Origin of the sequence: Clostridium neuense, from assembly GCF_045310695.1 — a bacterium.
In the GTDB taxonomy this organism is placed as follows: domain Bacteria; phylum Bacillota; class Clostridia; order Clostridiales; family Clostridiaceae; genus Clostridium_S; species Clostridium_S neuense.
On the sequence record NZ_JBJIAA010000015.1, the window covers coordinates 21,573 to 46,325 of the forward strand.

Below are 24,753 nucleotides of genomic sequence, written 5' to 3' on the forward strand. Positions count from 1 at the left end.
CTTTTCTTTTATGGTAAATATAATTTAATTATTAATTTATGCATGCTCCATAATACCATAAAAATTGAGGTTTGGGAACATATATAAATTAAGTTTCACCTTGATTATCTATACTTTTTAACAATTCTCCGTTTAATATCACCATAGCTAAATATTCCAAAAACAACAATAAGCATGGAATAGACTATAACACCTAGAAGTACAGAAACACCACAGCTTATTATATTATTCATTGTTTTATTATAAACATACGTGTAAATAATTACAACACCTATTATCATAATTATCGAAGCATAAGCAGGTTTTATTAAAATATCATAGTATTTAGGCTTAATTTTTAACTTCACAGTAAATACTATTACATTGAGCATAGTAGCAACAAAATATCCAGCTATGGTTCCTATTACTGCACCGTAAACATTTATATTAGCTACAGGAACAAAATGTATGGTTATAAATACCTTAATCACGCATCCTATAAATAAATTTATAACAGGCAGTAGATACTTTCCTATCCCCTGTAAAATAGCTGTAGTGGCTTGAAATAAAATTATAAAAGGTATACTTATACTTAAATATCTCAAAATATAGCTTCCAGACGAATGTCCTGGAAATATTAATCGCATTATTGGATTAGCCATAAAAAATAATCCCAAAAATGATGGTATTGCTATAATCATTGACATTTTTAATGCTGTATCAACTTTATTAACTAATTCAAATCTTTTATTTAAGATGAATGCTTCTGAAATCATTGGAACAATTGAAATGCAAAGTGCCATTGATAGAGTAAGAGGAACATTAACAAGCACAAATGCTTTTCCTGTAAGCTGACCATACAGCTCAGTAGCCTGTCTGTAGTCAAAGCCTGCTCTAAGCAAATTTTGTGGTACTAGAATGGAATCTAAAAGGCTCATTATGCTTCCCACAGCTGAACCTAGTGATACTGGTATAGCTATACATATTATTTTCGTTAAAATTGAACTATCATTTTTAACCTTAACTTTACCAAGCTGTTTTTGAGCCTTAATGTACTTAAAAAACAAATATATTCCAGCCATTATAGCTCCAAAAGTTGCACCAAACGCAGCACCACCTGCTGAATATTCTACGCCTCTGTTCAAAAGCATATATGCTAGTCCAACTCCAACGATTACTCTTCCTATTTGCTCTAATATCTGTGATATAGCTGTTGGTGTCATATTTTGAAGTCCTTGAAAAAAACCTCTAAGCGGGCTTACTATAGATATAAATAGTGGTGCAAAAGCTATACCCATTAAGGAATACAAGGCATGACTATCCCAATTAAGGAATCTTACAAGCTCTCTAGAAAATATTAGAAGAAAAACTGTAAATCCTCCCCCAAGCACAGCCATAAGAAGAATTGCTTTTCTAAGTATTAGTATTATGCCATTTCTGTCTCCAACTGCATTTCTTTCTGAAACCATTTTTGACACAGCTACAGGTATTCCTGATGCTGCTGCAATAAAAAAAGTATATAGAGGATATGACATTTGATAATATCCTATTCCATTATCACCTATAAGCATGACAAGTGGAAATCTAAAAAATAGTCCTAGAAATTTAGCAATTATACCTGCTATGCCTAATATAAATGTCCCCTTTATTAAAGATTGTTTTTTCATATTAAAATACCTCCAAAATTTCTATAAGTATTAATATTTAAATTTTAGAGGTATTATTACTGTATTATGTTATTGCTCCATCTGTTTTCCTAAAAATAAAGCTGCTGTTTCCGCCATTTTTTCTTCCATTTCTCCAAATTTTACACCCTCATCTTTTGAAAAAATGACTACTGCACCAACTGCATCACCTTCTGCTATTATAGGTGCTGCAACCTGTGCTGTGTACTTTCCTTCAGCTTCATCCTCATCATATAATGGCATTGGCTTTCCTGATTCAGCCATATTAAATGCTTTTCTTTCATCCATTAAGCCTTCAATTTCATCACTTACTCTTTTATCAAGATACTCTTTTTTAGCAGATCCGCTGACTGATATTATGGCATCTTTATCACATATTACTACCATTTGCCCTATTGATGAATTTAATGACTCTGCATATTCTTTTGCAAAATCATTAAGTTCATTTATAGGAGAATACTTCTTTAAAATTACTCCTCCTTCTCTGTCTGTAAATATTTCTAAAGGATCTCCCTCTCTTATCCTAAGAGTTCTTCTTATTTCTTTTGGTATTACAACTCTTCCAAGATCGTCTATACGTCTAACAATACCTGTTGCTTTCATCACTTGTTTCCCTCCTAAAATTTTTTTACATTTATAGTATCCAACTTATTTTGAAATTTTATGCATATATGCATAGTTTCTTTATAAAAAAATCCATAGAAGTTACCTTCTATGGATTTTTTTATTTATAGGTTCTTTTCATATTTAGTTATGCTAGCTGCCTTTTTCCACTTGTTTATAGTATCTTGCTGCTTAGTCTGCTGCTTTTGCTTTAAAAGAGTACTTTTTATCTCTGCCTTAACTTTATCAAATGCTTTTACAGGGTAAGTTGTTTTCTTTATGCATTTAATTACATGCCATCCAAATTGGGTGTGAACTGGATCACTTACTTGACCATCACTCAATTTAAATGCTGCAGCCAAAAATGTTGGATCATAATTTGTATCACCCTGCTGTATATTTCCTAAGTTTCCGCCTTTCACCTTAGAACCATCGTCAGTAGATACTTCTTTAGCAACCTTTGCAAAATCTTCTCCATTTTTTAATCTTGCTTCAACTTTTTTGGCATCATCTTCAGTTTTAAGTAATATATGTGATACATTAATTGTATTTGGTTGTTCTGTATATTGGCTCTTATTTTTTTCATAATATGCTTGTGCTTGTGCATCAGTTATGCTTATTCCCTTGTATATGTAATTTAAAACTTTTTGTTCTATTATGCCATTTCTTATTTGCTGCTTAAGATCAGCTACTGTAAAACCTGCATTTTTTAGAACTGTGTTCCAAGCTGACTCTGTTTTATAGTTTTTCTTTGTTGCATTATACTGAGTAGTTACCTGTTTATCTAACTCAGAATCACTTGGCACTAATTTAAGTTCTTTTGCTTTTTGAAGCACTAATACTTCAGTTACTTTTTGATCAAGAAGCTGTTCTTTTTGCTGCTGTAAAGCACTCATTGCTTCTTCATTACTTGAATAGTTAGTTCCATATTGCTGTTCAATACTTGCGATTACTCCAGACTGTTTTAGTAGCTTATCCATATCACCTTTTGTTATCTTTTCATCATTTACCTTTGCAACCACTTGTTTTGCAATTCCTTCTGGCGTCTTCTCTATCATATCGCATCCGACAGCTGAAAATACAAACATTCCTAGCATTAATGCACTTATAATCTTTTTTGCATTCTTCATAAACTTACCTCACTTTTCTAATTATTTACTTAATTAAATCTCATATCAGTAACTTTTTTAATTATACACAAACTTTATTGTATCATAAAATTACTTTGTTTCAACTATAGACTTCATATATTGTAAAAGTTCTTTTAATTTTTTTATCATATTATCCCTTTTTATATTCTTCAAACTGTATACTACGGTTGGCTTTTCACCCATTTTGAATACAATTTCCTTATTATAATTCTCAAGCAGACCTTTTATTAAACTTTCGTTAATTTTTTCATTGTTTTCAAATTGGAGCTCTATCTGAGTGTTTTTATCCTTTACTTCAAGTATCCCAAGACTGCTTGCAATATTTCTTAAGTAAGCTATATCTATAAGATTATTAACCGCCTCTGGTATATCAGAAAATCTATCCTCTAACTCTTCTCTAACCTCCAGCATCTCATCGTACGAATCTATAGCTGCTATCTTTTTATAAATAGAAATTTTTTGTGTTTCATTCTGTATATACGAAGATGGAATATATGCATCCACTTTAAGATCTACAGTTGACTCTACAGGCTCTTCATCAATTTCACCTTTTATTTGCTTTATAGTATTTTCAAGCATTCTACAGTACAAGTCATATCCCACCGATGCCATATGACCATGCTGGGCTGAGCCCATTATATTCCCAGCACCTCTTATTTCAAGATCCTTCATGGCTATCTTAAAGCCTGAGCCTAATTCTGTAAATTCCTTTATAGCCTTAAGTCTTTTTTCTGCAACTTCTGTTAAAATTTTATTTTTTCTATAAGTAAAATAAGCATATGCCATTCTATTTGTTCTTCCGACTCTACCTCTAAGTTGATAAAGTTGAGAAAGTCCCATTTTATCAGCATCATATATTATCATAGTATTTACATTAGGAATATCAATACCTGTTTCTATTATTGTTGTGCATATCAATAAATCATGTTCATTATTCATGAACTCTACCATAACTTTCTCTAGTTCTCTTTCTGTCATCTGTCCATGAGCTATAGCTACTCTTGCCTCTGGTATTAATTTAGAAATATAAGCACTCATTTCCTTTATATTTTCAACTCTATTATAAACAAAGAATACCTGTCCATGCCTGCCCATTTCCCTCATAACCGCATCTCTTATAAGTTGATCATTATATTCAACTACATAGGTTTGAACTGGATATCGCTCTTCTGGTGGAGTTTCTATGACACTTATATCCCTAACACCAGTAAGTGACATATGAAGCGTTCTAGGTATAGGCGTTGCAGATAAAGTAAGTACGTCTATATTCTTTTTAAACTGCTTTAATTTTTCCTTATGATTTACTCCAAACCTTTGCTCTTCATCTATTATTAAAAGTCCTAAATCTTTAAATTTTATTTCTTTATTAAGTATTCTGTGAGTTCCAATTATTATATCTACATTGCCTTCCTTAAGAGCCCTTAATGTAGCGTTTTGCTGAGAAGTAGTTCTAAATCTACTTATCATATCGACTTTAACTGGAAAATCAGAAAATCTTTTTACAAAGTTATTATAGTGCTGCTCTGCTAAAATAGTTGTTGGAACCAAAAAGGCTACTTGTTTACCGTCCATAACACATTTAAATGCAGCTCTTATAGCCACTTCTGTCTTTCCATAGCCAACATCTCCACAAATTAATCTGTCCATTACCTTTCCAGTTTCCATATCCTTTTTTATTTCTTCTATAGCTAAATTTTGGTCAGGCGTTTCATTGTATGGAAATTCCTCTTCAAATTGTTTTTGCCAAACAGTGTCCTTTGAAAATTTAAATCCAGTCACAGTGGATCTAACTGCATATAATTTTACAAGCTCCTCAGCAATTTCATTTATTGATTTCCTTACTTTACTTTTAGCCTTATTCCACTCATTTGTGCCAAGTTTATTTACTTTAGGTGCCTTTCCTTCACTTCCAACATATTTCTGAACTAAATCAAGCTGCTCTACTGGAACATAAAGTTTATCATCTAAAGCATAGCTAAGAGTAAGATAATCCTTTTTGTGGCCTTGTACATCAAGCTGTTCTATTCCTTTAAATATTCCTATTCCATGATTAACATGTACAACATAATCTCCTGGCTTGAGTTCAGTAAAACTCTTTATTTTACTTACACCCTTTTGCTTCTTCCTTGTTTTCTTCTTTTTTTTAGATTCTCCAAATATCTCTTTATCAGCTATTACACAAAGCTTAAGTTCAGGATACTCAAAACCTTTAATCTGGCTGCCGTACGTAATTACAACTTCACCACGGTTTATATCACTAACATCATCCCTATACACACTTTCTATATCTAAATCTCTTAAAGTATCAACCAATCTTTGACCTCTAGCTCTTGTACCACTAAGTATCAGTATGCTATATCTATTTTTCTTTTTCTCTTTTATATCATTTATCAGCATCTCCATTTTTCCCTGATAACTTAAAAGAGTAATTTCCTTAAAATAAAAGCTTCTGCTTGTTAAATTTTTATCACTTGAATTTTCAAGAGAAAATAATTTTACAACTCTGCCCTCAGCCAGCATAAGCTCTAGTTGTTCCCTGGAAATAACGATATTGCCTTGTCCTGGAAGTATGTCTCCTCTTTCTAAAAATCCATTATAATTCTCTTCAAATTCGTAATATGCACTTTCTATTTTACCTTTACATCTTTCAAAGTCATCTATAAAAATAACTGCATCCTTCATAAAATCAAAAAATGATGAAGTACTCTTAAAAAAATAAGGCATAAAACTATCTATAGTTTCAAATGTACCTTTTTCCTTAAGGCTTTCAAGATTATATTCTATAGTTTTTTTCAACTTTTCTGCATTTTCTTTTTCATCTTTATTTAAAAATGCTTTTACTGAAGCTTCTAACTCATTTTTTATTCTTTCGTATCCATATTTTATATTTTCATCTGGAAGTACTATTTCTTTTGCCGGAAAAATTTCTATTTTGTTAACCTTTTCTATGCTTCTCTGTGATTCAGTATTAAAACTTCTAATTGAATCAATTTCATCTCCAAAAAATTCAATTCGGTATGGTACAACCGATGTCGGAGGATAAACATCAAGTATTCCCCCTCTAACTGAAAATTGACCCTTTGAGTCTACAGCTTCAACTCTATCATATCCTGATTGAACAAGTTTTGCTATGAAATCATCTAAATTTAATGTTTCTCCAAGTGAAAGTTTAAAAGTATACTTTTTATATAACTCTACCGGTATATATGTTGAAATTAAAGCTTCCGAAGAAGTTACTATTATTTTCTTACCTCTAGAAAGCATGTGCTTTATAACGTTTAACCTTTCCCACCTTAAATCTCCGGATATAGCATATATATTATAAAAAACTATCTCCTTTGTAGGAAAATAATAAACATTTGACATATATAACGATAAATCTTCATATATCTTTTTTGCCTCAATATCGCTATCTGTAATCACCAAAAATGGGCTGTCTGTTTCTTCATACAACCCGTTTATAATATAGCTTTTTCCCGATTCCGAAATTCCTCTTAGTTCTATAGGGAACTCATGATTTTTTATATTGTGAACAGCATCTTGAAATCTTTTATCACTTTTCAGAGGCTGCATAAGCCCTTTAAGTCTCATCTTAACACCTCTTAAATTTATTAAACTTCAATGCAATTGAATTTATTCATAGCACTTTCAACATCTTTGTCTATAATACATTCAACTGCATCGCAAGTTACTTTTAAAATTTTTTCTATCTTTTGTCTATCATCATCACTGAAACGTCCAAGAACATGTTTAACAAGATCGCCTTTAGGCTGTCCAACGCCTATTTTTATTCTTGTAAATTCATCTGAAGATAAGTTCTGAATAATATTTTTAATTCCATTGTGGCCGCCAGCACTTCCTTTTCTTCTTATTCTAAGCCTTCCAACTTCAAAACTTATATCATCGTAAAGCACTATAATATTTTCTTCTTTTATTTTGTAAAAATTAGCAGCCTCCAAAACGCTTTCTCCACTTAAATTCATGTATGTGGATGGTTTTAATAATATAACTTTATTTTCCCCTATATTTAAGCTTCCATACATTCCTTTAAACTTAGACTTATTTATTGCTACATTAAACTTATTCGCTAATGTATCCACTGCATCAAACCCAATATTATGCCTTGTATGGGCATATTCTTCTCCAATATTTCCAAGTCCAACTACTAAAAACATACTATCTATCACTACTTTCATTACTTTCTTAAATTATTAGTTTTATTCTTTATTTTCAGATAATGCAACTTCACACTTTATATATTTACCCTTTCTATATACCTTGCATGGAAGCTTATCTCCAATTTTTTTGTCTTGAATTATGTCTCTTATGTCATCAATACTTGTGACCTTAACTCCATCTAATTCAACTATTATATCGCCTGGCTTTATTCCCGCCTTTGCAAGCCCACTTCCACTTACAACTGTTTTTATATAAGCCCCTTGAATTCCATTATTCTTATCGGCAAGTGCAGTTCCTCCAACTACACCAAGAAATGGTCTTGTAACTTTACCGTTTTTTATAATTTGATCTATTATTTTCTTTGCTTCGTTTATTGATATTGCAACACTTATACCAGAATCGGTATATTTAGTTCCAAGTTTAAGGCTATTTATACCTATAATTTCTCCGTTTTCATTGCATAGTGCTCCTCCACTATTCCCCTGATTTATTACAGCATCTGTCTCAATAATTTTATATTTCGATATCTCTCCAGTGGTATCATCGGACATATTTATACTCTTATTTATAGCACTTATAATTCCAAGCGTAACAGATCCTTGAAACTCTTCACCAAGCGGATTTCCAATAGCTACAGCATTATCTCCAATTTTTATCTTTGAAGAATCTCCAAACACTGCAGCAGGCAGATTACGCGAATTTATTTTAATTATTGCTAAATCTGATAAATCGTCGAAGCCAACAAGTGTAGCTTTAAATACATTGCCATTTTTCCCATTAGGCAATTTAACAGTTATAGTATTTGCATCCTGCACAATATGATAATTAGTCACTATATACCCATCTGACCTAATTATTACTCCCGATCCTGCAGCATCCTCGCCTTTTCCCTTAAACCCATTTGGATCATTTGTTACTCCAACAACTGACGGTCCAACTTCCTGCGCAACTTTATTTATAGAATTTTCAGCTACTGAAGTATCACTATTGATATTATTGCTGCTTAACGCTTTCTTTTTTTGAAATATAGGAGTATTGCTCTTAACCAAAGAATCTGAATATTTAACATTAACAATATATGCAGCTGTAACAGCACCAGAAATAGACGCAACAACCACCATAAGAACAAATCTTAATGCCGATTTTAATCTAGACCTATTCCTGTTCTTTTTAAACTTAATTTGGCCTAGACTATTGTCATTGTCCTCTATATTTACTTCTCTCCAATCAACATCCTTTACTTCATTATCATCGTTTGGCAATTAGTGCACCCCCATATAGGATTATTTATTATATTATAAGCTTAGTACTTTAAAGAATTATGAATAAATTATTATAATTCAATAAATTAAGTTGACAGTTTAAGTGAAAAAGTAAACTCAACTCCGCCTTCTTTTTTGTTTTCAACATGTATATCCTCTCCATGCTGCGTAAGTATACTTCTTACAATGGGAAGTCCAAGACCAGTACTCATTTTAGTGGTACGTGATTTATCGGATTTATAAAATCTATCCCATATATGTTTAAAGTCCTCCTCATTAATTTGGGGTCCATTGTTATAAATTGATATATATGCTTTATTTGATTTTTCTTTTGTCGATATTCTTACACTTCCATCGTCATTTACATATTTTATAGCATTATCTATAAGGTTAGTCAAAACCTGATTTATCCTATCTTCATCACCTAATACATATAAATCATCAGAGTTAAAGCACACATCAACTTTTAATTTTTTCTCATTTATTTTTGTTTCAAATTTAATTACAGTATTTTTTATCATTTCATTAATATTTAATTTTACAATATTTAATTTTAAGTGGCCAGCTTCCATAGAAGATAAATCAAGCAAATCATTTACAAGTCTTGTAAGTCTATTTATTTCATCATAAGTCAAAGATAGATAATATCTTTCTCTATCTCTAGGTATTATTCCATCAAGTATACCACCAATAAACCCTTTTATAGACGTTATAGGTGATCTAATTTCGTGCGATACATTTGATATAAATTCCCTTCTATTATTCTCCACTTTTTCAAGGGAATCTGCCATAAAATTAAAAGATTGTGCAAGTTCACCTATTTCATCCTCAGATTTAACATCAACTCTCTTATCAACTTCACCTTTCGCTATCTTTCTTGCAACACTATTAATTTCCCATAAAGGTTTAATTATAATTTTCTGTGAAAAATAATATATTACAAAGCATGCTGCAATTATTGCAAATATAGCTGATATCCATATTATTATATATACTCTTCTAAGTGGATGTCTAATATCATTAACAGAAGTATTTATCATTATACTTCCTTCAAATGTGCCATTATAAGTTATAGGGATTTCATATGTATGAACAGCTTTTCCAAATATTTTGTTGTATACATCGGTATTTTCTACCATCTTGCCATTTCTTACATCCCTTATATCCTTACTTACAATTTGCTTTCCAATGAGCTTATAATACTCAGAATTAGATGTTGCATAAACATATCCATATCCATCCATTATAAACATATCTGCCTTTATATCTGGATTTAGATATTCAGCCAATGTTTCAAGAGTATCATTCAGCCTATCTTGTGATATGTTCCCTGCAAAATATTGTATTGCGGCATTTCTCACAAATTGAGCTTCAGTCACTATTTGGCTTCTTCTTTGACTTAAATAATAATTTTGAAACCAAAATGATAAAAATGCCGAAGTTATTACAAAACTAAGTGAAATAATTATAGTAAAGGCTGCTATCATTTTAGAAAACAATCCATTTTTCATACTACTTAACCTCAAATTTATATCCCACGCCCCATACTGTTTCTATTTGCCAATTAGGTCCACCTTTTAATTTTTCTCTTAACCTTTTTACATGTACATCAACTGTTCTAGAATCTCCGGGATAATCATACCCCCATACCTCACACAACAGCTGTTCTCTTGTAAAAACCTTATTTTTGTTATTTGCAAGATAAAATAAAAGTTCAAATTCTTTAGGAGGCATTTTTATTTCCTCTCCCCTATAAATTACAGTATAAGATCCCATATCTATTTTTAAATCTTCAAAATCCAGTTCATTTTTAGATACATCCTCCATACTTGTTCTTCTAAGTACAGCTTTTACTCTTGCTATAAGTTCCTTAGGCTCAAATGGCTTAACTATGTAATCATCAGCTCCAAGTTCAAGTGCAAGTACTTTATCAAAAGTTTCTCCTTTTGCAGTAAGCATTATAACCGGAGTATTAAATTCTTTTCTTATCCACTTAAGTACATCTACGCCATCTATTTTAGGCAACATTATATCTAAAAGTACTATATCTGGTTTATATTCTAAAAAATTATCCTCAGCTTCTTTTCCATCACTACACACTTTAGTTGAATATCCGCTGCTGTCAAGGTACAATTTTATTACTTCACTTATATTTTCATCATCATCTACTATTAGAACTTTACCCAATGAATTATCCATATACTCACTCCAAACACTAAATATTATATAATTATAATTTAGCACACTTTTTTAATTAAATCACCATTATTAATAAATTATTAACTAAAAAAGCGGTTTAAAACCGCCTTTTTTATTCTTCATGGAAAATTTTACTTACCGATATATCTTCATATATTCTTCTTATAGCTTCAGCAAATATAGGTGCTACAGATAAAACCTTTATTTTTTCTATTTGCTTCTTAGCTTCAACTGGGATTGTATTTAAAGTTACAATTTCCTTTATTGGAGAATTCTCTAACCTTTCGATTGCTGGTCCTGAGAGAACTCCATGAGTACAACAAGCATAAACTTCTTTTGCTCCCATTTTAAGAAGGGCTTCTGCTGCATTTACAATTGATCCACCAGTATCTATCATATCATCAACAAGTATTACCCTCTTATCTTTTACATCGCCTATTATACTCATAACCTCTGAAACATTAGGTTTTGGTCTTCTTTTATCTATTATAGCTATAGGTATATGGAGTTTTTCTGCAAATTTTCTTGTTCTCTTTACTCCACCTATATCCGGAGAAACAGCAATAACATCATCAGCCTCAAAATTTAAGCTTTTAAAATATTTAGCTATTATAGGCACTCCTTCAAGATGGTCAACAGGTATATCAAAGAAGCCCTGTATCTGAGGAGCATGCAAATCCATTGTAAGAACCCTATCCGCACCTGCGGTATGAATTAAATCAGCCATCAATTTAGCTGTAATAGGCTGCCTTGCCTTAGCTTTTCTATCTTGTCTTGCATATGAATAATGAGGAATAACAGCTGTAACTCTTCCTGCAGATGCCCTCTTGAAAGCATCAAGCATAATTAAAAGTTCCATAATATTATCATTAACTGGCTCACATAAGGTTTGAACAAGAAATAAATCTGTTCCTCTTACAGTTTCATTAATATCAACTGATATTTCTCCATTACTAAATTTTGATACCTTGGAGTCTCCAACATTAACTCCAATTATGTCCGCAATATCATGAGCTAACTGAGGATAAGAATTTCCAGTGAAAATTTTTATATTTTTTCCATGGTTTATCATTGATAAAAATTCCTCCCTATTCTTATTTACTTAATCCCTTTTTCTTAGTCCACCCCTCTTTCACTACTTGTCTTGCTCTAGCAATTGCAAAAGCTCCTTCTGGAACCTTGTCTGTTATAGTCGATCCAGCTGCAATGTATGTATTATCCTCCACAGTAACTGGCGATACTAAATTTGTATTGCACCCTATAAAAGAATGATTTCCTATAATTGTTTTATGCTTTTCTTTTCCATCATAGTTTACAACTACAGTTCCACAACCAAAATTACAGTTTCCACCAACTTCTGCATCTCCTATATATGTTAAATGTGATACCTTAGTTCCATCTCCAATTGTTGATTTTTTAATTTCAACAAAATCACCAATCCTTACGTTATTTCCAACTTTGCTTTCTGGTCTTATATATGCATAAGGTCCAACTGTTGTATTTTGCCCAACTTCACTATCAAGTATTACAGAACTTTGAATACTTACACCTTTTTCAATAACACTGTTATCTATTCTTGAATTAGGATACAAAATACATCCATCTTTAATTTCAGTATTTCCTTCAAGAACATTTCCAGGATATATTATAGTATCTGCACCTATTTTAACATCAAGACCTATATATGTATTTAAAGGATCTATTATAGTAACTCCATTTTCCATATGGTACTTATTAATTCTATTTCTCATTATTGTACTTACTTCAGATAGTTGAACTCTTGAATTAACTCCTAGTGTTTCTTCAAATGGAACTAAAATTGCTCCTACCTTTTTTCCCTGGCTTTCCAGAATTTCTATAACATCAGTTAAATAATATTCACCTTGAGCATTATTATTCTTTATTTTATCTAAATTATCAAGAAGACTTTGAATATCAAAACAATACATTGCGGAATTTATTTCCTTAACACATAGTTCATTTTCATTGCAATCCTTATGTTCTACTATTTTCTTTAAAGAACCATCTTCTTTTCTTATTATTCTTCCATAACCTTCTGGATTATCTATTATAGATGTTAAAACAGTGGCTGCATATTGTCCATTTTCATGGAATTCAATAGCCTTTTTCACTGTATCCTCTGTAATTAAAGGAGCATCGCCCGTAAATATAGCAACAGTACCCTTCTTTCCCTCTAAAAATTTCTTAGCACATTTAACAGCATCACCTGTTCCTAACTGTTCTTTTTGAAGAGAATAAGACACATTTTGATTCTTCGTTGCTTCTTTTACTAGTTCTGCCCCTTTTCCTATTACTAGATTTAAATCTAATATTGCAGATTTTTTCATAGTATCTATTACTATATTCACCATTTCTTTACCACATACTTTATGAAGGACCTTAGGCAAGTCCGATTTCATTCTCTTACCCTTACCTGCGGCTAATATTAACGCACATTTATACATTTAAGCATCGTTCAGCCTTATACAAGCCAACGATTTTCAACTCCCTTCCTATTACACATATATATTGAATTTATATTCAAGCTTTAAACAAGTCTTATTATATTTTATTGCAACTATAATTTCAATAGTATAATAATTTTGAATAAAATAAAAAGGAGTATTTAAACTCCTTTTTATTTTATTCCTCTGTTTGTGGTTTTGTTTCTTCTTCATTTTTTACTTTTTCATATTCTTCCAATATTGATGTCTGAATCTTTTCTCTAGTCGATGTGTTTATTGGATGAGCTATATCTTTAAACTCACCATCAGGTGTCTTTCTGCTAGGCATAGCAATAAAGAGACCATTTTGTCCTTCAATAACTTTTATGTCATGAACAACAAATTCATTATCAAAAGTCACTGAAACAATTGCCTTCATTTTTCCTTCTGAAGTAATTTTTCTTATTCTTACATCTGTAATCTGCATACAATACACCTCCAAAGATGCTTTACCTTATGATTTAATATAATATTCTCTATAATTTATATTTTTCCTTCTAAATTTAGAAAAAAAAATTAAATTTTTTGAAAATTTTATTATTTATGTCCTTGTGAAGGTTCAACAATTGGAAAATTATCCTCTGAAATACCTTTAAATTGAACCATTGAGTAATAATCATGAACTAATTTTTGTGGATTTTCCATATTATCTACAAGTACACCTGTCCCCACCAATTCGCTATCAAACTCTTTGAGTAAATCTGATATTCCAAATGCTGTTCCTCCAGCTTTCATAAGATCATCTATAAATATACATTTACTTCCTTTATTTATACACATTCTAGATAAAGACATGCTTTGAATTCTTTTAGATGAACCTGTTACATAATTTATAGTAACAACCGGTCCCTCTGTAGCTTTATTTTCTCTTCTTACAACAACAAGTTGAACTCCTAAAAGTTTTGCAACTTCATATGCGAGCGGAATTCCCTTAGTTTCAACTGTAACTACATAATCAATGTTTATATGATTAAATTGTTTAGCAAGTATTAATCCAGCTGAGTGTATTATTTTAGGATCAGACATTATATCAGTCATATATAAAAAGTTTCCTGGTATTATTCTTTCCTTTTGTCTCAAAATTAAACATAAGTCTGTTATAAATTGTTCCACTTCTTCGTCTGATATATCACAAATATACCTAACTCCACCTGCTGCTCCAGAAATTGTCTCTACCCTTCCAGTTTTTAATCTCTCCATTGCATCTCTTACAATTACAATATCCTCACTTATTGTAGACTTTGCTGCATTAAATTTTTCAGTAAATGTATTAAGATTTATAATACTGTTAGGGTTTTCTACTAAGATTTTAGTTATAGCTGAAACTCTATTATTTCTGCTGAACTTTTCCATTTTACCACCTGTTCTATTTAAATTCTGTATACGAACTATAGCAAATTATTTTTTACTATTATTCATATTTTATTCTTATTTCTATCGTTAAGCAATAGGTATCTTCAAAACTTTAAACTTTTTTTGAATTTATGTATTGTTTTTCTTAAGATTCGTATATAATTAAAACTGAATACTATGAATATATACAACTTGAAAGGTTAAAATGACTAATATTATAATTTTGTAAGTAAGTCTTGTATCCTTTAATCAGCTGACAATTGACAGTTAAAGATGATTTATCTTTTATCTCTCTCAGAAACTGTCCTCTGTTAACTGTTATATGGCTACATAATCAAATACATTAAAACTAAATCAAGCTACTTTTAATCTTTCAAGTACTAAATCATATAATATTGGGAGTGAATAGTTTATGTCTTTTAATTTTGAACATGATACAAATAAAAAAATACACTTTATAGGAATAGGTGGAGTCAGCATGAGCGGCCTTGCTGAAATCTTGCTTGAACATAACTATAAAGTTTCTGGTTCTGATGCAAAAGAATCACCTGTTACAGATAAACTAAGAAAAAATGGTGCAGAAATATATATAGGTCACAATAGTGAAAATATAAATGATGTAGATCTTGTAGTCTATACTGCTGCAATCTCTAATGATAACCCAGAGCTAGAATATGCCAAGAAATCAAACATTGCTTTAATGACAAGAGCTCAATTCTTAGGTTCTATAATGAAAGATCATAAATACAACGTTGCAGTATCAGGAACTCATGGAAAAACAACTACTACCTCTATTATTTCTCATATAGTATTAAAGGCAAATCTCGATCCAACAATCTTAGTAGGAGGAGATTTAGATATAATTGGAGGAAATGTACGTGCTGGTAAAAGCGACTACTTTATCACAGAAGCCTGCGAATACAAAGCATCCTTTCTTGAGTTCTTTCCTTATATAGGAGTCATACTAGATATCGATGCTGATCACCTTGATTACTATAAAGACATAGATGATATTGAAAATGCCTTTACAAAATTCTCAAGTTTGATACCTAAAGATGGTTATTTAATAGCTAATTACGATGACGAAAGAACTGTTCGTGTTGCCTCAAAAGCAAAATGCAATGTAGTATCTTACGGTATAGAAAATGGTAAAATAAATGCTAAAAACATAGGCTATGATGATCATGGATGTGCAGTATTTGACGTTTATGATGGGAATAAATTCTTATTTAATGTAAGATTAAATGTACCTGGTAAGCATAATATTTTAAATAGTCTTGCAAGTATAGCAACTGCTCTTGTACTTGATATTGATGCAAAATCAATAATAGCGGGAATTCAAAGCTTTAATGGTACTCACAGACGTTTTGAAATAAAAGGAACAAAAGCTGGCATTACAGTTATAGATGATTATGCACATCATCCAACAGAAATAAAAGCTACTCTTGCAGCTGCACAGAACTATCCTCACAAAAAAATATTCTGTGTCTTTCAGCCTCATACTTACTCAAGAACACAAAGTTTATTCGATGAATTTTCTAATGCATTTTCTAATGTTGATATGTTGGTTTTAGCAGACATATATGCAGCTAGAGAAAAAGATACTGGCGTAGTAAGTTCAGATATGCTTGGAGATGCAATAAGAAAAAATGGAGTTCCATGTAAAAACCTCCACAGCTTTGATGATATAGTAGCTTATCTAAAAGAAAATTTAACCGAGGGAGATGTGCTATTTACAATAGGTGCTGGAGATGTTTATAAGGTTGGAGAAACATTTTTAAAAAAATTTTAATCTTATAAAAATCATATATAATCTATTATAAATACCTATTTATAGTGAAACTAGTTCAACTATAAACTATATACCATAATTTCTTAGAAATTGGTATTTGAGAATATAAATAGTTTAAGTTTCACTATATTCTCTTATGACTTAAAACAATAAAATATATTTATATCAAATTTTTAACAAACAATAAACTTCTTAATAATAGTATTACTCATTAGTCCCTGCGGCTCTACCAGGATTACCATAAATCTTAACTCCGTCACTAACATCTCTAATAATAACAGATCCCGCACCTATAAGCACATTTTTTCCAATAACAACATTTTGAATAATTGTACTATTAGTACCAACATGTGTTCCTTCTCCAATTGAAACTCTTCCACTTAATGTTACCCCAGGTGCTAAATGTACAAACTCATTTATTATACAATCATGTTCAACTATACTTCCTGAATTTATAATACATTGCTTTTTTATTATAACGTTAGCATTAACAATTGCTCCTTTCCCAATAAAAACTCCTTCCTCAATTTTTGAACTCTTTGATACTATAGCGGTCTTATCAATTATTACAGGAAATTTATACCCCATATTTTTGAGTAATTCATAAAGTTTCATCCTAGCACTAGGATTTCCTATAGAACCAACTGCAATAAATGCATTTCTTATACCTGATTTATATAGCAAACTTAATTCTTCATTTTTTTCTATTTTGTTTATACCTAAACCATCTTCTTTTTTTTCAACGATTGCTACGATATCAAACTTCTTTAACCCTTTTATGGAATCAATTATGCTTTTACAATGTCCTCCACTGCCAATTAATACTATTTTTTTCATAAGCTCCTCCTAATTACCATTAAAATTTATTAATGCATCATAGATAAGTAGCATAAAACTTAAAAGTCATAAATTTGAAGTTTATTATGACAAATTAGAACTCTACTAAGATTATAATTCACAATGAAGGTAAATTTATCATTAGCTTTTCTTAGATATATAGCCTTGTCTATATATACTCTTCTACTACTATAATATTAAATATCAAATTATTTGTTACATTATCATGCTATACATAGTAAAACGTGGTTTATATTTTAAAAATATAACATATTAAAAAATAGAGCTCAATAAATCTTAAGCTCTATCTAACACGCTCATAAAAAATCAATGTGCACTTTTTTTATGTTCATTAATTCCTCTTGTCGGAACAGTAGATACAACAAATCCTATAAACATTGAAACCAGCGCTGGCGATATTATGTTAAGATACCCAACATACCTTGTTCTATATAATATAAAAGCGGCTAAGCCTGTTATAGCTGTTGATACTACAAAAATATATATAACAAATTTACCAAAAGAGCTTATAAACTTTTCATATATTTTATGTCTTGTAGGTCCACTTATTACACTTCTAAATATAAAATATGATGCAAAAATAAGAACTATATCAACTACCGCCGAAATCAAAAAATTTGCCATGTAAAACACTCCCTACTATTTTTTTAATATATTGAGTATAGTTTACCCTTAATAAGTATTTTTAAACAATAAAATGCGAAGTAACAGCGATTTGAAACATTAAGTAAAGCTAATAAATCTAAGATTTATTAAACTTTATTTAAATCGTTCCTTCATCGCTGTTACTTCACTCCCACAGTAGTGCAAGGAAAAAATTACTCCGTACCTACGGAATTTTATATAAACTATTATAATATATTTTAAGTTATATAATTATTTAAATATATAAATGATTATGTATATTTACAGCTCATTTTTGTTAGACAACCTAATAAAAATCTTTCTTTATACGAATTATGTGTATTGATACAGCAATTATACTAGAAAAAATTACAATAACATAATCAAATATTCCTAAAATCACTTCTAAAGATAGTCCTAAAAGTCCAGCACCATAATCATTTGGATTATCAATGCAAAAAAACGGTACATTCAAAAATATTCTCCAGTATATTATATAACCTATAGATACTAAAAAAATATTCACTACACTTTTGTTTAAAAATATAATACTTGTTATTATGCAAAATACTGCAAAAACAACGAGACTTAAAGATAACATTATAGTATTTTTAAACATATATTTATAACATGTAAATAAGTCTATGTGGATTCTGCTAATGCCAGCAAAAATGATACTCAACAATTGACTTTTGGCAATTACTTTAAACAAACTTGAACCCAATTTCATATTGTTGTCCCCTTCTTATTTTACAAATTATACTATATATAGATAGACAAACTGGAATTTAACTCAGAGTAGATATTAAAGGGAATGTGGATTTATTCGTTTCTCTTAGGTAAATCTTAGAACTTAATAGTGTCAGCTACGCTGAGCACTATGTTTTACGCCATGCGTGAACATTAAGTTTAATATTTTTCGAAGCATAGCGAAGAAAAATCATCCTTCACTGTGAACTGTGCATTGTGAATTGATAAAATTTGGTCGGGGTGACAAGAGTTGAACTTGCGACATCATGCTCCCGAAGCATGCGCGCTACCACTGCGCTACACCCCGATGTAATATTTCTGTATAAAACAATAAAACCTCAAATAATATGAGGTTTTACACTGGTCGGGGTGACAGGGATTGAACCTGCGACCTCATGGTCCCAAACCACGCGCGCTCCCATCTGCGCCACACCCCGCAAACATGTTTTATTATATATGAACTTCAATAAAAAAGCAATAGTAAATTTCAAAAAAGTGTACATGTTTATAGAATATCTGAACTATCGTGAACCAAAAGTTATAATTCAAATCTTAGGTTATCTAAAGATAAACCACTTGTAATATTAAAATCAGCCGAATTCTATTTTGGAACATATTGGTTATATGAACATATATCAATTGACAGAGGACAGTTAAGGATGATTTTTCTCCGCGATGCTTTGAAAAATCTTAAACTTAATGGGCGCGAAGCGCTTAAAATATAGTACTCAGCGCAGCTGGCACTATTAAGTTTTAAGATTTACCTGAGCAAAGCAAAAGGTAAATCATCCTTAGCTGTCAATTGTCCTCTGTCAACTGTCCACTGAGATAAATTCCAGTTTGTAGGGATAACTTTGGTATTGGCAATTTAAATCTTTCAGATTGTCTATCTGCAAAAAAAAGATTTGCTTTAAATAAATGTAAAAACATACTTATTTAAAACAAATCATCAAAACTATATAGGAATTCTTTAACTAAAATTCATTCTTATTAATTAGGCTTGTACATATAATATCTAAAAGCATCGTAATCAGCTACATCAACTACTTCTATATCTCTAGTATGAAGTTCATCATTATCATCAGTTCTATAAGGTTGATTATCAACTATATATGCCAATGAATGGTCTGAAGGATTTACCCATCTTATAAACGTGTATACATGAGTTGGATAATCGGTACCTGAAATGTCTCTAGTAAAACATAAATCTCCTGCAATCAAATCATTTTTATCCCATCCACTTTTCCAGCCGAGATTTGATAATTTATTTGTAAGATCTCCAGTATTACATGTGTCTGCAGGCAAATTTAATCCTACTCTTCTTAGGGCTTCACTTGCAAAATATACGCAGGTATTGCTTGCATCTCCATAATGAAGCTGTATAGCCCTTTGGTAAACAGAATCTCTGTTAGCCTTACTAGCCATTAGATAGTTAACTAGGCTTACTTGTATAGCAGACTGCTGAGGTCTTCCCGGATTTCCTATTTTGGATACTTGATAAGGTGTAACTGTTAAATTATATTTGACTGTTACATCTAATCCCTCTAATTTTCCTGTAATTGTATAAGTTCCTACAACAGCTGTATCAATAGATTTATTGTCCCATTGAACATTCCACTGTTTAGTACTTCCATCAGGTAGTTTAGCCTGAACTTGGTCTGGAAGCGTATAGCTATCAAATTCCATAATTGATTGATTTATGTCATCCGCAGATGTTGGTAGATCCTGTATTTTAAAATCCATTTGAACATCATTTTTTAAATTAGAGCCATCTTTAGACTTTAAATTTTTTGAAATAATCACTGAATATTCTTTACCATTCGTATAATTATCTATTGGAATTATGTTTATACAACTTGAATCAGAATCTTGAATATGTAAATTTACCTTAAAAGAATTGCCAGTATCTTTTTCAACAACTTTGATTATATCATTAGTAACCGAAGAAGGATCTACAGGTTTTGACAATCTAATAGTCCATATCTTACCTGGATATACTCCACTCTTTTCAGCAATTTGATTAACACTAGTTGTATTCGAAGAACTTGTTGCTTGCCCAACTGAATTACCAGAGGTAGCTTGTACACTATTTGTTTGTGCAAAAATAAGCTTTCCCCCAGATAACATTTGAATTGACACAGCCATTGCCACACATAAAAGTATCTTTTTTACGACATCTCTCACTATTAGTTCCCCCTTAAATTATTACAATTATTTCAACTAAACTATTTATTTGTCTACAATAATAAATTTTATAACAATAAAATTTCTTTGTCTATGATTTAAATTATATTTTGCAAAATAGATACATTTAAAATTGGATATACTAAATAATAAAGGAGGGATTATTTTGATTGATAAATACACAGAACTATTTAAATCTTTAGTTGACTCTTATTATTCTGATACCTTTGATTCATTTGTTTACCATGTGCTTTCAGATGATTCTGTAAACAAAGAAGAACTTGCCAGCGTAATATCAGCTTTATGCGGAACGAATATAAAGTTTACCAATATAAATGAATTTAGCAAAGCTTTAAAAAATGCAATTAAAAACTACAATCCCAATATAAAACTTGTTGAAAAAATAAAAGATTGTTCTACACAATGTTCAAATGATGGTGAAGAAACTTTCTGTCAAAAATCCTGCCCATTCGATGCAATATTGTTAGACAAGGAAAAAAAGAACACATACATAGATCCTGATTTATGCACAGACTGTGGAAAATGTGTAGAAGTGTGCCCATCGGATTCTTTATTAGACAAAACTGAATTTATGCCAATTCTTGAGCTATTAAAAAACAATACTACTGTAATAGCCGCAGTAGCTCCGGCAATCGCTGGTCAATTTGGAGAAAATGTAAGTCTTGATAAACTTAGAAGTGCATTCAAAAAAATTGGTTTTTCTGACATGGTTGAAGTAGCTTTTTTTGCTGATATGCTCACCTTAAAGGAAGCTGTTGAGTTTGATGAGCATGTTAGTTCAAAGGATGATTTACTTATAACTTCATGCTGCTGCCCTATATGGGTCGGAATGGTAAAAAGAGCATACAAGGATTTAGTTAAGTACGTATCACCATCAGTATCACCAATGATTGCTTCTGGCAGAGTAATAAAAGCATTAAATCCAGATTGCAAGGTTGTTTTTGTAGGACCTTGCATAGCTAAAAAAGCTGAAATCAAGCAAAAGGATCTTTTAGGAAATATAGATTTCGTTCTTACCTTTCAAGAAGTAAAAGATATATTTGATGCTTTAAATATAGTTCCTGAGGAATTGCCTCCTGAACCTACAAAAAGTTATGCTTCAAGAGAGGGGAGACTATATGCTCGCGCAGGCGGTGTATCTATTGCAGTAGGTGAAGCAGTAGGGCAGCTATTTCCAAATAAGAAGGATTTGTTTAAACATCTTCATGTTGATGGTGTTAAAGATTGTAAAGCTATACTTGAAAAAGCTCAAAGTGAAGGAATTGATGCTAACTTTCTAGAAGGTATGGGATGTGTTGGCGGATGTGTTGGCGGTCCAAAAGCTATTATTTCAACAGATAAAGGAACAATTGAAGCTAATAAAACAGCAGAAAACTCGGAGATAAAAATTTCTCTTGATAGCAGCTGCATGAAGGACATTTTAAATAAAATTGGTATAAATTCAGGAGAAGATTTCAAGAATCATGATAAAGTAAAAATATTTGAAAGAGACTTTTAAAATTTATTTAATATAACCTTAACAATACACTTATATAATATATTTATAGTGTATAAATAAAGATAAACCACTTAAAGACTAAAAATATATTTGTATATTAAAACCTTCCATACATCATTCTACAAATTTACTTTATTAAAGATAAACCACCTTGAAACTTAAAATTTATTTGTATCAAAATGCCGTCTTCTGTGCATTATGGGGCACATGAATTTTAATAGTTGAAATGGTTTATCTATAGTAAAACTTAAACTATTTATTTTCTAAAATACCAATTTTCAAGGAATTATGGTGCATAAATAGTTTGTAGTTGAGCTAGTTTCACTATATATCTTAAGTGGTTTATCTATATAAAGGGGTTATAATTATTATGAGTAAACTTCTGTTAAATATCGAAAAGCATGACATAGATATTTTGAAAATGCTTAATCTCAAAATAAAGTGCAGCTTCTTAGACAAGTTTATGACCTATATAACCTACATTGGTTCAGTTCCATTTGGAGTTTTATTCTGCCTCATTTCATTAATACTAACAAGGTTTTCTACAAATTTATTTGGTTTTAAATTAACTCTTGCAATGTTATTAAGTACTTTCTTATCTAATACAATAAAAAAAAGTGTCAATAGAATACGCCCTTATATAAAACTAAGTAACCTAAATGCTATAAAAATAGGTGTAGACAATTATTCTTTTCCTTCAGGGCATACAACTTCTGCATTTACAATGTCAGTAATGCTAAGCTTATTCTTTCCAAAACTTTCTCCTTTGTTTATAATTTTAAGTACTTTAGTTGGAATATCTCGAATATACTTAGGAGTTCATTACCCTACAGATGCAGCCTTTGGTACATTTCTTGGAAGTTTATGCTCAATTATTATATTTAAATTAACATAAAAAATCACCTCTTATTTAAAACTTAGCTTTATGTTAAAATTATAGACGAGGTGATAATTATGTCTGACAAAATAAAAGCAGCTATTTTCGATATGGATGGAACCTTAATTGATTCTATGTGGGTTTGGGAAAAAATAGATATAGAATATCTAAAAAAATTTGATATAGAAATTCCAAATGACCTTAGGGGTGATATAGAACACCTTAATTTTAGTGAAACAGCAAAATATTTTAAAAATAGATTTAATATATCCGACTCTATAGATGACATCATGAATGATTGGAACCAAATGGCATACAAGCATTATTTAAATGATGTAAAACTAAAAACTGGAGTAAAAGAGTACTTGCAATTTTTGAAATCTCAAAAAATAAAAATTGGCCTCGCCACAAGCAACTGCACTCTTCTCACCGAAACTGTACTAAAAAGACTCGGTATATACGATTTTTTTGATTCAATAACCATAACTGACGAGGTTGGAAAATGCAAAGACTTCCCAGACATATATCTTCTTGCAGCAAAAAAACTTGGTGCGCTTCCAAGTGAATGTGTTGTATTTGAAGATATACTTATGGCCCTAATCTCTGCAAAAAAAGCAGGAATGAGGGTAGTAGCTGTTCATGATAAATATTCAACAACATCAGTAGAATACTTGAAGCAAAAATCAGATAAATTTATTTTAAGTTTTGAAGAACTTACAGCACAAACTTAACTCAGTGCACAATGCACAGTTATTGTGCACTAATTAAGCTTTCAGTTTAGCAGTGTACATTTAGCATATGCAATTTAAAATTTCCAACTACTTTAAACAGTTATATGCTCTGTCTTCATCCATCCCTTATTATTTATATTCTGGTTTGAATGAAATCTAATTTCATACCATTTTTCATTATTGACAATACAGCTATCTAAAATTTCAACACTTAATCCATTCATAACTTTACCCAAGCTGAAAATTTCTTCTGTAGGTGCAGCATATAACTCGGCATTACAATTTACAACTCCACTTGAAACATCACTGTAAATATATTTTACAATAAGCTTTTGCTCTTCTATATAACTTTGAGACTTATATTTTATTTCACTTTTTAACTTTTTATTTTGTCTAGCTAAAACCATTATTTTTCTCTTTTGCTCTTCTATCTTTTTGCTATAAGTCAATATAAAATAAGCAGCTGTTCCAACAATTATAAGAAAAAGAATAAATACAAACAT

Annotated in this window: 21 protein-coding genes and 2 tRNA genes; 4 read left to right on the plus strand and 19 right to left on the minus strand. The window is 30.6% G+C overall.

The window, feature by feature from the left end; all coding sequences use genetic code 11:
- Positions 1-104 precede the first annotated feature (104 nt).
- The 12 genes from ACJDT4_RS17050 to purR all read right to left on the minus strand — a co-directional run bounded on the left by ACJDT4_RS17050 (position 105) and on the right by purR (position 14,915).
- Complete coding sequence (locus ACJDT4_RS17050; protein WP_406788786.1) at positions 105-1,646, minus strand: putative polysaccharide biosynthesis protein; 1,542 nt, start codon at positions 1,644-1,646, stop codon at positions 105-107.
- Between the two features lie 69 nt (positions 1,647-1,715).
- The gene (gene spoVT / locus ACJDT4_RS17055; protein WP_406788894.1) at positions 1,716-2,267 is read right to left on the minus strand and encodes a stage V sporulation protein T; all 552 of its coding nucleotides are present in this window, start codon (positions 2,265-2,267) and stop codon (positions 1,716-1,718) included.
- 125 nt (positions 2,268-2,392) lie between these two features.
- Positions 2,393-3,397, minus strand: coding sequence for a peptidylprolyl isomerase (locus tag ACJDT4_RS17060; protein ID WP_406788787.1), 1,005 nt, complete (start codon positions 3,395-3,397; stop codon positions 2,393-2,395).
- A gap of 90 nt (positions 3,398-3,487) precedes the next feature.
- Positions 3,488-7,009, minus strand: coding sequence for a transcription-repair coupling factor (gene mfd / locus ACJDT4_RS17065; RefSeq protein ID WP_406788788.1), 3,522 nt, complete (start codon positions 7,007-7,009; stop codon positions 3,488-3,490).
- A 20-nt stretch (positions 7,010-7,029) separates the two neighbouring features.
- On the minus strand, positions 7,030-7,593 hold the full coding sequence (gene pth, locus ACJDT4_RS17070) for an aminoacyl-tRNA hydrolase (protein ID WP_406788895.1): 564 nt from the start codon (positions 7,591-7,593) through the stop codon (positions 7,030-7,032).
- A gap of 42 nt (positions 7,594-7,635) precedes the next feature.
- Positions 7,636-8,859 carry a S1C family serine protease gene (locus ACJDT4_RS17075; RefSeq protein ID WP_406788789.1) on the minus strand — a complete coding sequence of 408 codons (1,224 nt, stop codon included), beginning with the start codon at positions 8,857-8,859 and terminating at the stop codon, positions 7,636-7,638.
- A gap of 86 nt (positions 8,860-8,945) precedes the next feature.
- Positions 8,946-10,370: a HAMP domain-containing sensor histidine kinase gene (locus ACJDT4_RS17080; protein ID WP_406788790.1), complete on the minus strand. Its 1,425-nt coding sequence runs from the start codon at positions 10,368-10,370 to the stop codon at positions 8,946-8,948.
- A 1-nt stretch (position 10,371) separates the two neighbouring features.
- Positions 10,372-11,058, minus strand: a complete 687-nt coding sequence (locus tag ACJDT4_RS17085) for a response regulator (RefSeq protein WP_406788791.1) — start codon at positions 11,056-11,058, stop codon at positions 10,372-10,374.
- Between the two features lie 112 nt (positions 11,059-11,170).
- Entirely contained in the window at positions 11,171-12,130 is a 960-nt protein-coding gene (locus ACJDT4_RS17090) for a ribose-phosphate diphosphokinase (protein WP_406788792.1), read from the minus strand.
- Positions 12,131-12,152: 22 nt separating this feature from the next.
- Positions 12,153-13,523 carry a bifunctional UDP-N-acetylglucosamine diphosphorylase/glucosamine-1-phosphate N-acetyltransferase GlmU gene (gene glmU / locus ACJDT4_RS17095; protein ID WP_406788793.1) on the minus strand — a complete coding sequence of 457 codons (1,371 nt, stop codon included), beginning with the start codon at positions 13,521-13,523 and terminating at the stop codon, positions 12,153-12,155.
- A 178-nt stretch (positions 13,524-13,701) separates the two neighbouring features.
- Positions 13,702-13,989, minus strand: a complete 288-nt coding sequence (gene spoVG, locus ACJDT4_RS17100; protein WP_406788794.1) for a septation regulator SpoVG — start codon at positions 13,987-13,989, stop codon at positions 13,702-13,704.
- A 110-nt stretch (positions 13,990-14,099) separates the two neighbouring features.
- A complete protein-coding gene (purR, locus tag ACJDT4_RS17105) occupies positions 14,100-14,915 on the minus strand; it encodes a pur operon repressor (RefSeq protein ID WP_406788795.1) in 816 nt (271 codons plus the stop codon).
- Positions 14,916-15,327: 412 nt separating this feature from the next.
- Between purR and murC the strand changes: the two genes are divergently transcribed.
- Positions 15,328-16,707: a UDP-N-acetylmuramate--L-alanine ligase gene (gene murC, locus ACJDT4_RS17110; RefSeq protein WP_406788796.1), complete on the plus strand. Its 1,380-nt coding sequence runs from the start codon at positions 15,328-15,330 to the stop codon at positions 16,705-16,707.
- Between the two features lie 204 nt (positions 16,708-16,911).
- Here the strand turns inward: murC and ACJDT4_RS17115 are convergent, their stop codons facing one another.
- From ACJDT4_RS17115 to ACJDT4_RS17140, 6 genes are all read right to left on the minus strand, one after another.
- A complete protein-coding gene (locus tag ACJDT4_RS17115; RefSeq protein ID WP_406788797.1) occupies positions 16,912-17,544 on the minus strand; it encodes an acetyltransferase in 633 nt (210 codons plus the stop codon).
- 327 nt (positions 17,545-17,871) lie between these two features.
- On the minus strand, positions 17,872-18,189 hold the full coding sequence (locus tag ACJDT4_RS17120; RefSeq protein ID WP_406788798.1) for a hypothetical protein: 318 nt from the start codon (positions 18,187-18,189) through the stop codon (positions 17,872-17,874).
- Positions 18,190-18,496: 307 nt separating this feature from the next.
- Positions 18,497-18,919: a hypothetical protein gene (locus ACJDT4_RS17125; protein WP_406788799.1), complete on the minus strand. Its 423-nt coding sequence runs from the start codon at positions 18,917-18,919 to the stop codon at positions 18,497-18,499.
- Positions 18,920-19,171: 252 nt separating this feature from the next.
- Positions 19,172-19,246: transfer RNA gene (locus tag ACJDT4_RS17130), tRNA-Pro, on the minus strand.
- Positions 19,247-19,300: 54 nt separating this feature from the next.
- A tRNA-Pro gene (locus tag ACJDT4_RS17135) sits at positions 19,301-19,376 on the minus strand.
- A 553-nt stretch (positions 19,377-19,929) separates the two neighbouring features.
- The gene (locus ACJDT4_RS17140; protein WP_406788800.1) at positions 19,930-21,123 is read right to left on the minus strand and encodes an Ig-like domain-containing protein; all 1,194 of its coding nucleotides are present in this window, start codon (positions 21,121-21,123) and stop codon (positions 19,930-19,932) included.
- 166 nt (positions 21,124-21,289) lie between these two features.
- Here ACJDT4_RS17140 and ACJDT4_RS17145 point away from each other — a divergent pair, with 166 nt between their 5' ends.
- The 3 genes from ACJDT4_RS17145 to ACJDT4_RS17155 all read left to right on the plus strand — a co-directional run bounded on the left by ACJDT4_RS17145 (position 21,290) and on the right by ACJDT4_RS17155 (position 24,250).
- Positions 21,290-22,642, plus strand: a complete 1,353-nt coding sequence (locus ACJDT4_RS17145; RefSeq protein WP_406788801.1) for a [Fe-Fe] hydrogenase large subunit C-terminal domain-containing protein — start codon at positions 21,290-21,292, stop codon at positions 22,640-22,642.
- 370 nt (positions 22,643-23,012) lie between these two features.
- Entirely contained in the window at positions 23,013-23,537 is a 525-nt protein-coding gene (locus tag ACJDT4_RS17150) for a phosphatase PAP2 family protein (protein WP_406788802.1), read from the plus strand.
- 59 nt (positions 23,538-23,596) lie between these two features.
- A complete protein-coding gene (locus ACJDT4_RS17155) occupies positions 23,597-24,250 on the plus strand; it encodes an HAD family hydrolase (protein WP_406788803.1) in 654 nt (217 codons plus the stop codon).
- Between the two features lie 92 nt (positions 24,251-24,342).
- On the opposite strand, the gene ACJDT4_RS17160 is transcribed toward ACJDT4_RS17155, so the two are convergent.
- Positions 24,343-24,753, minus strand: coding sequence for an FtsB/FtsL family cell division protein (locus ACJDT4_RS17160; protein ID WP_406788804.1), 411 nt, complete (start codon positions 24,751-24,753; stop codon positions 24,343-24,345).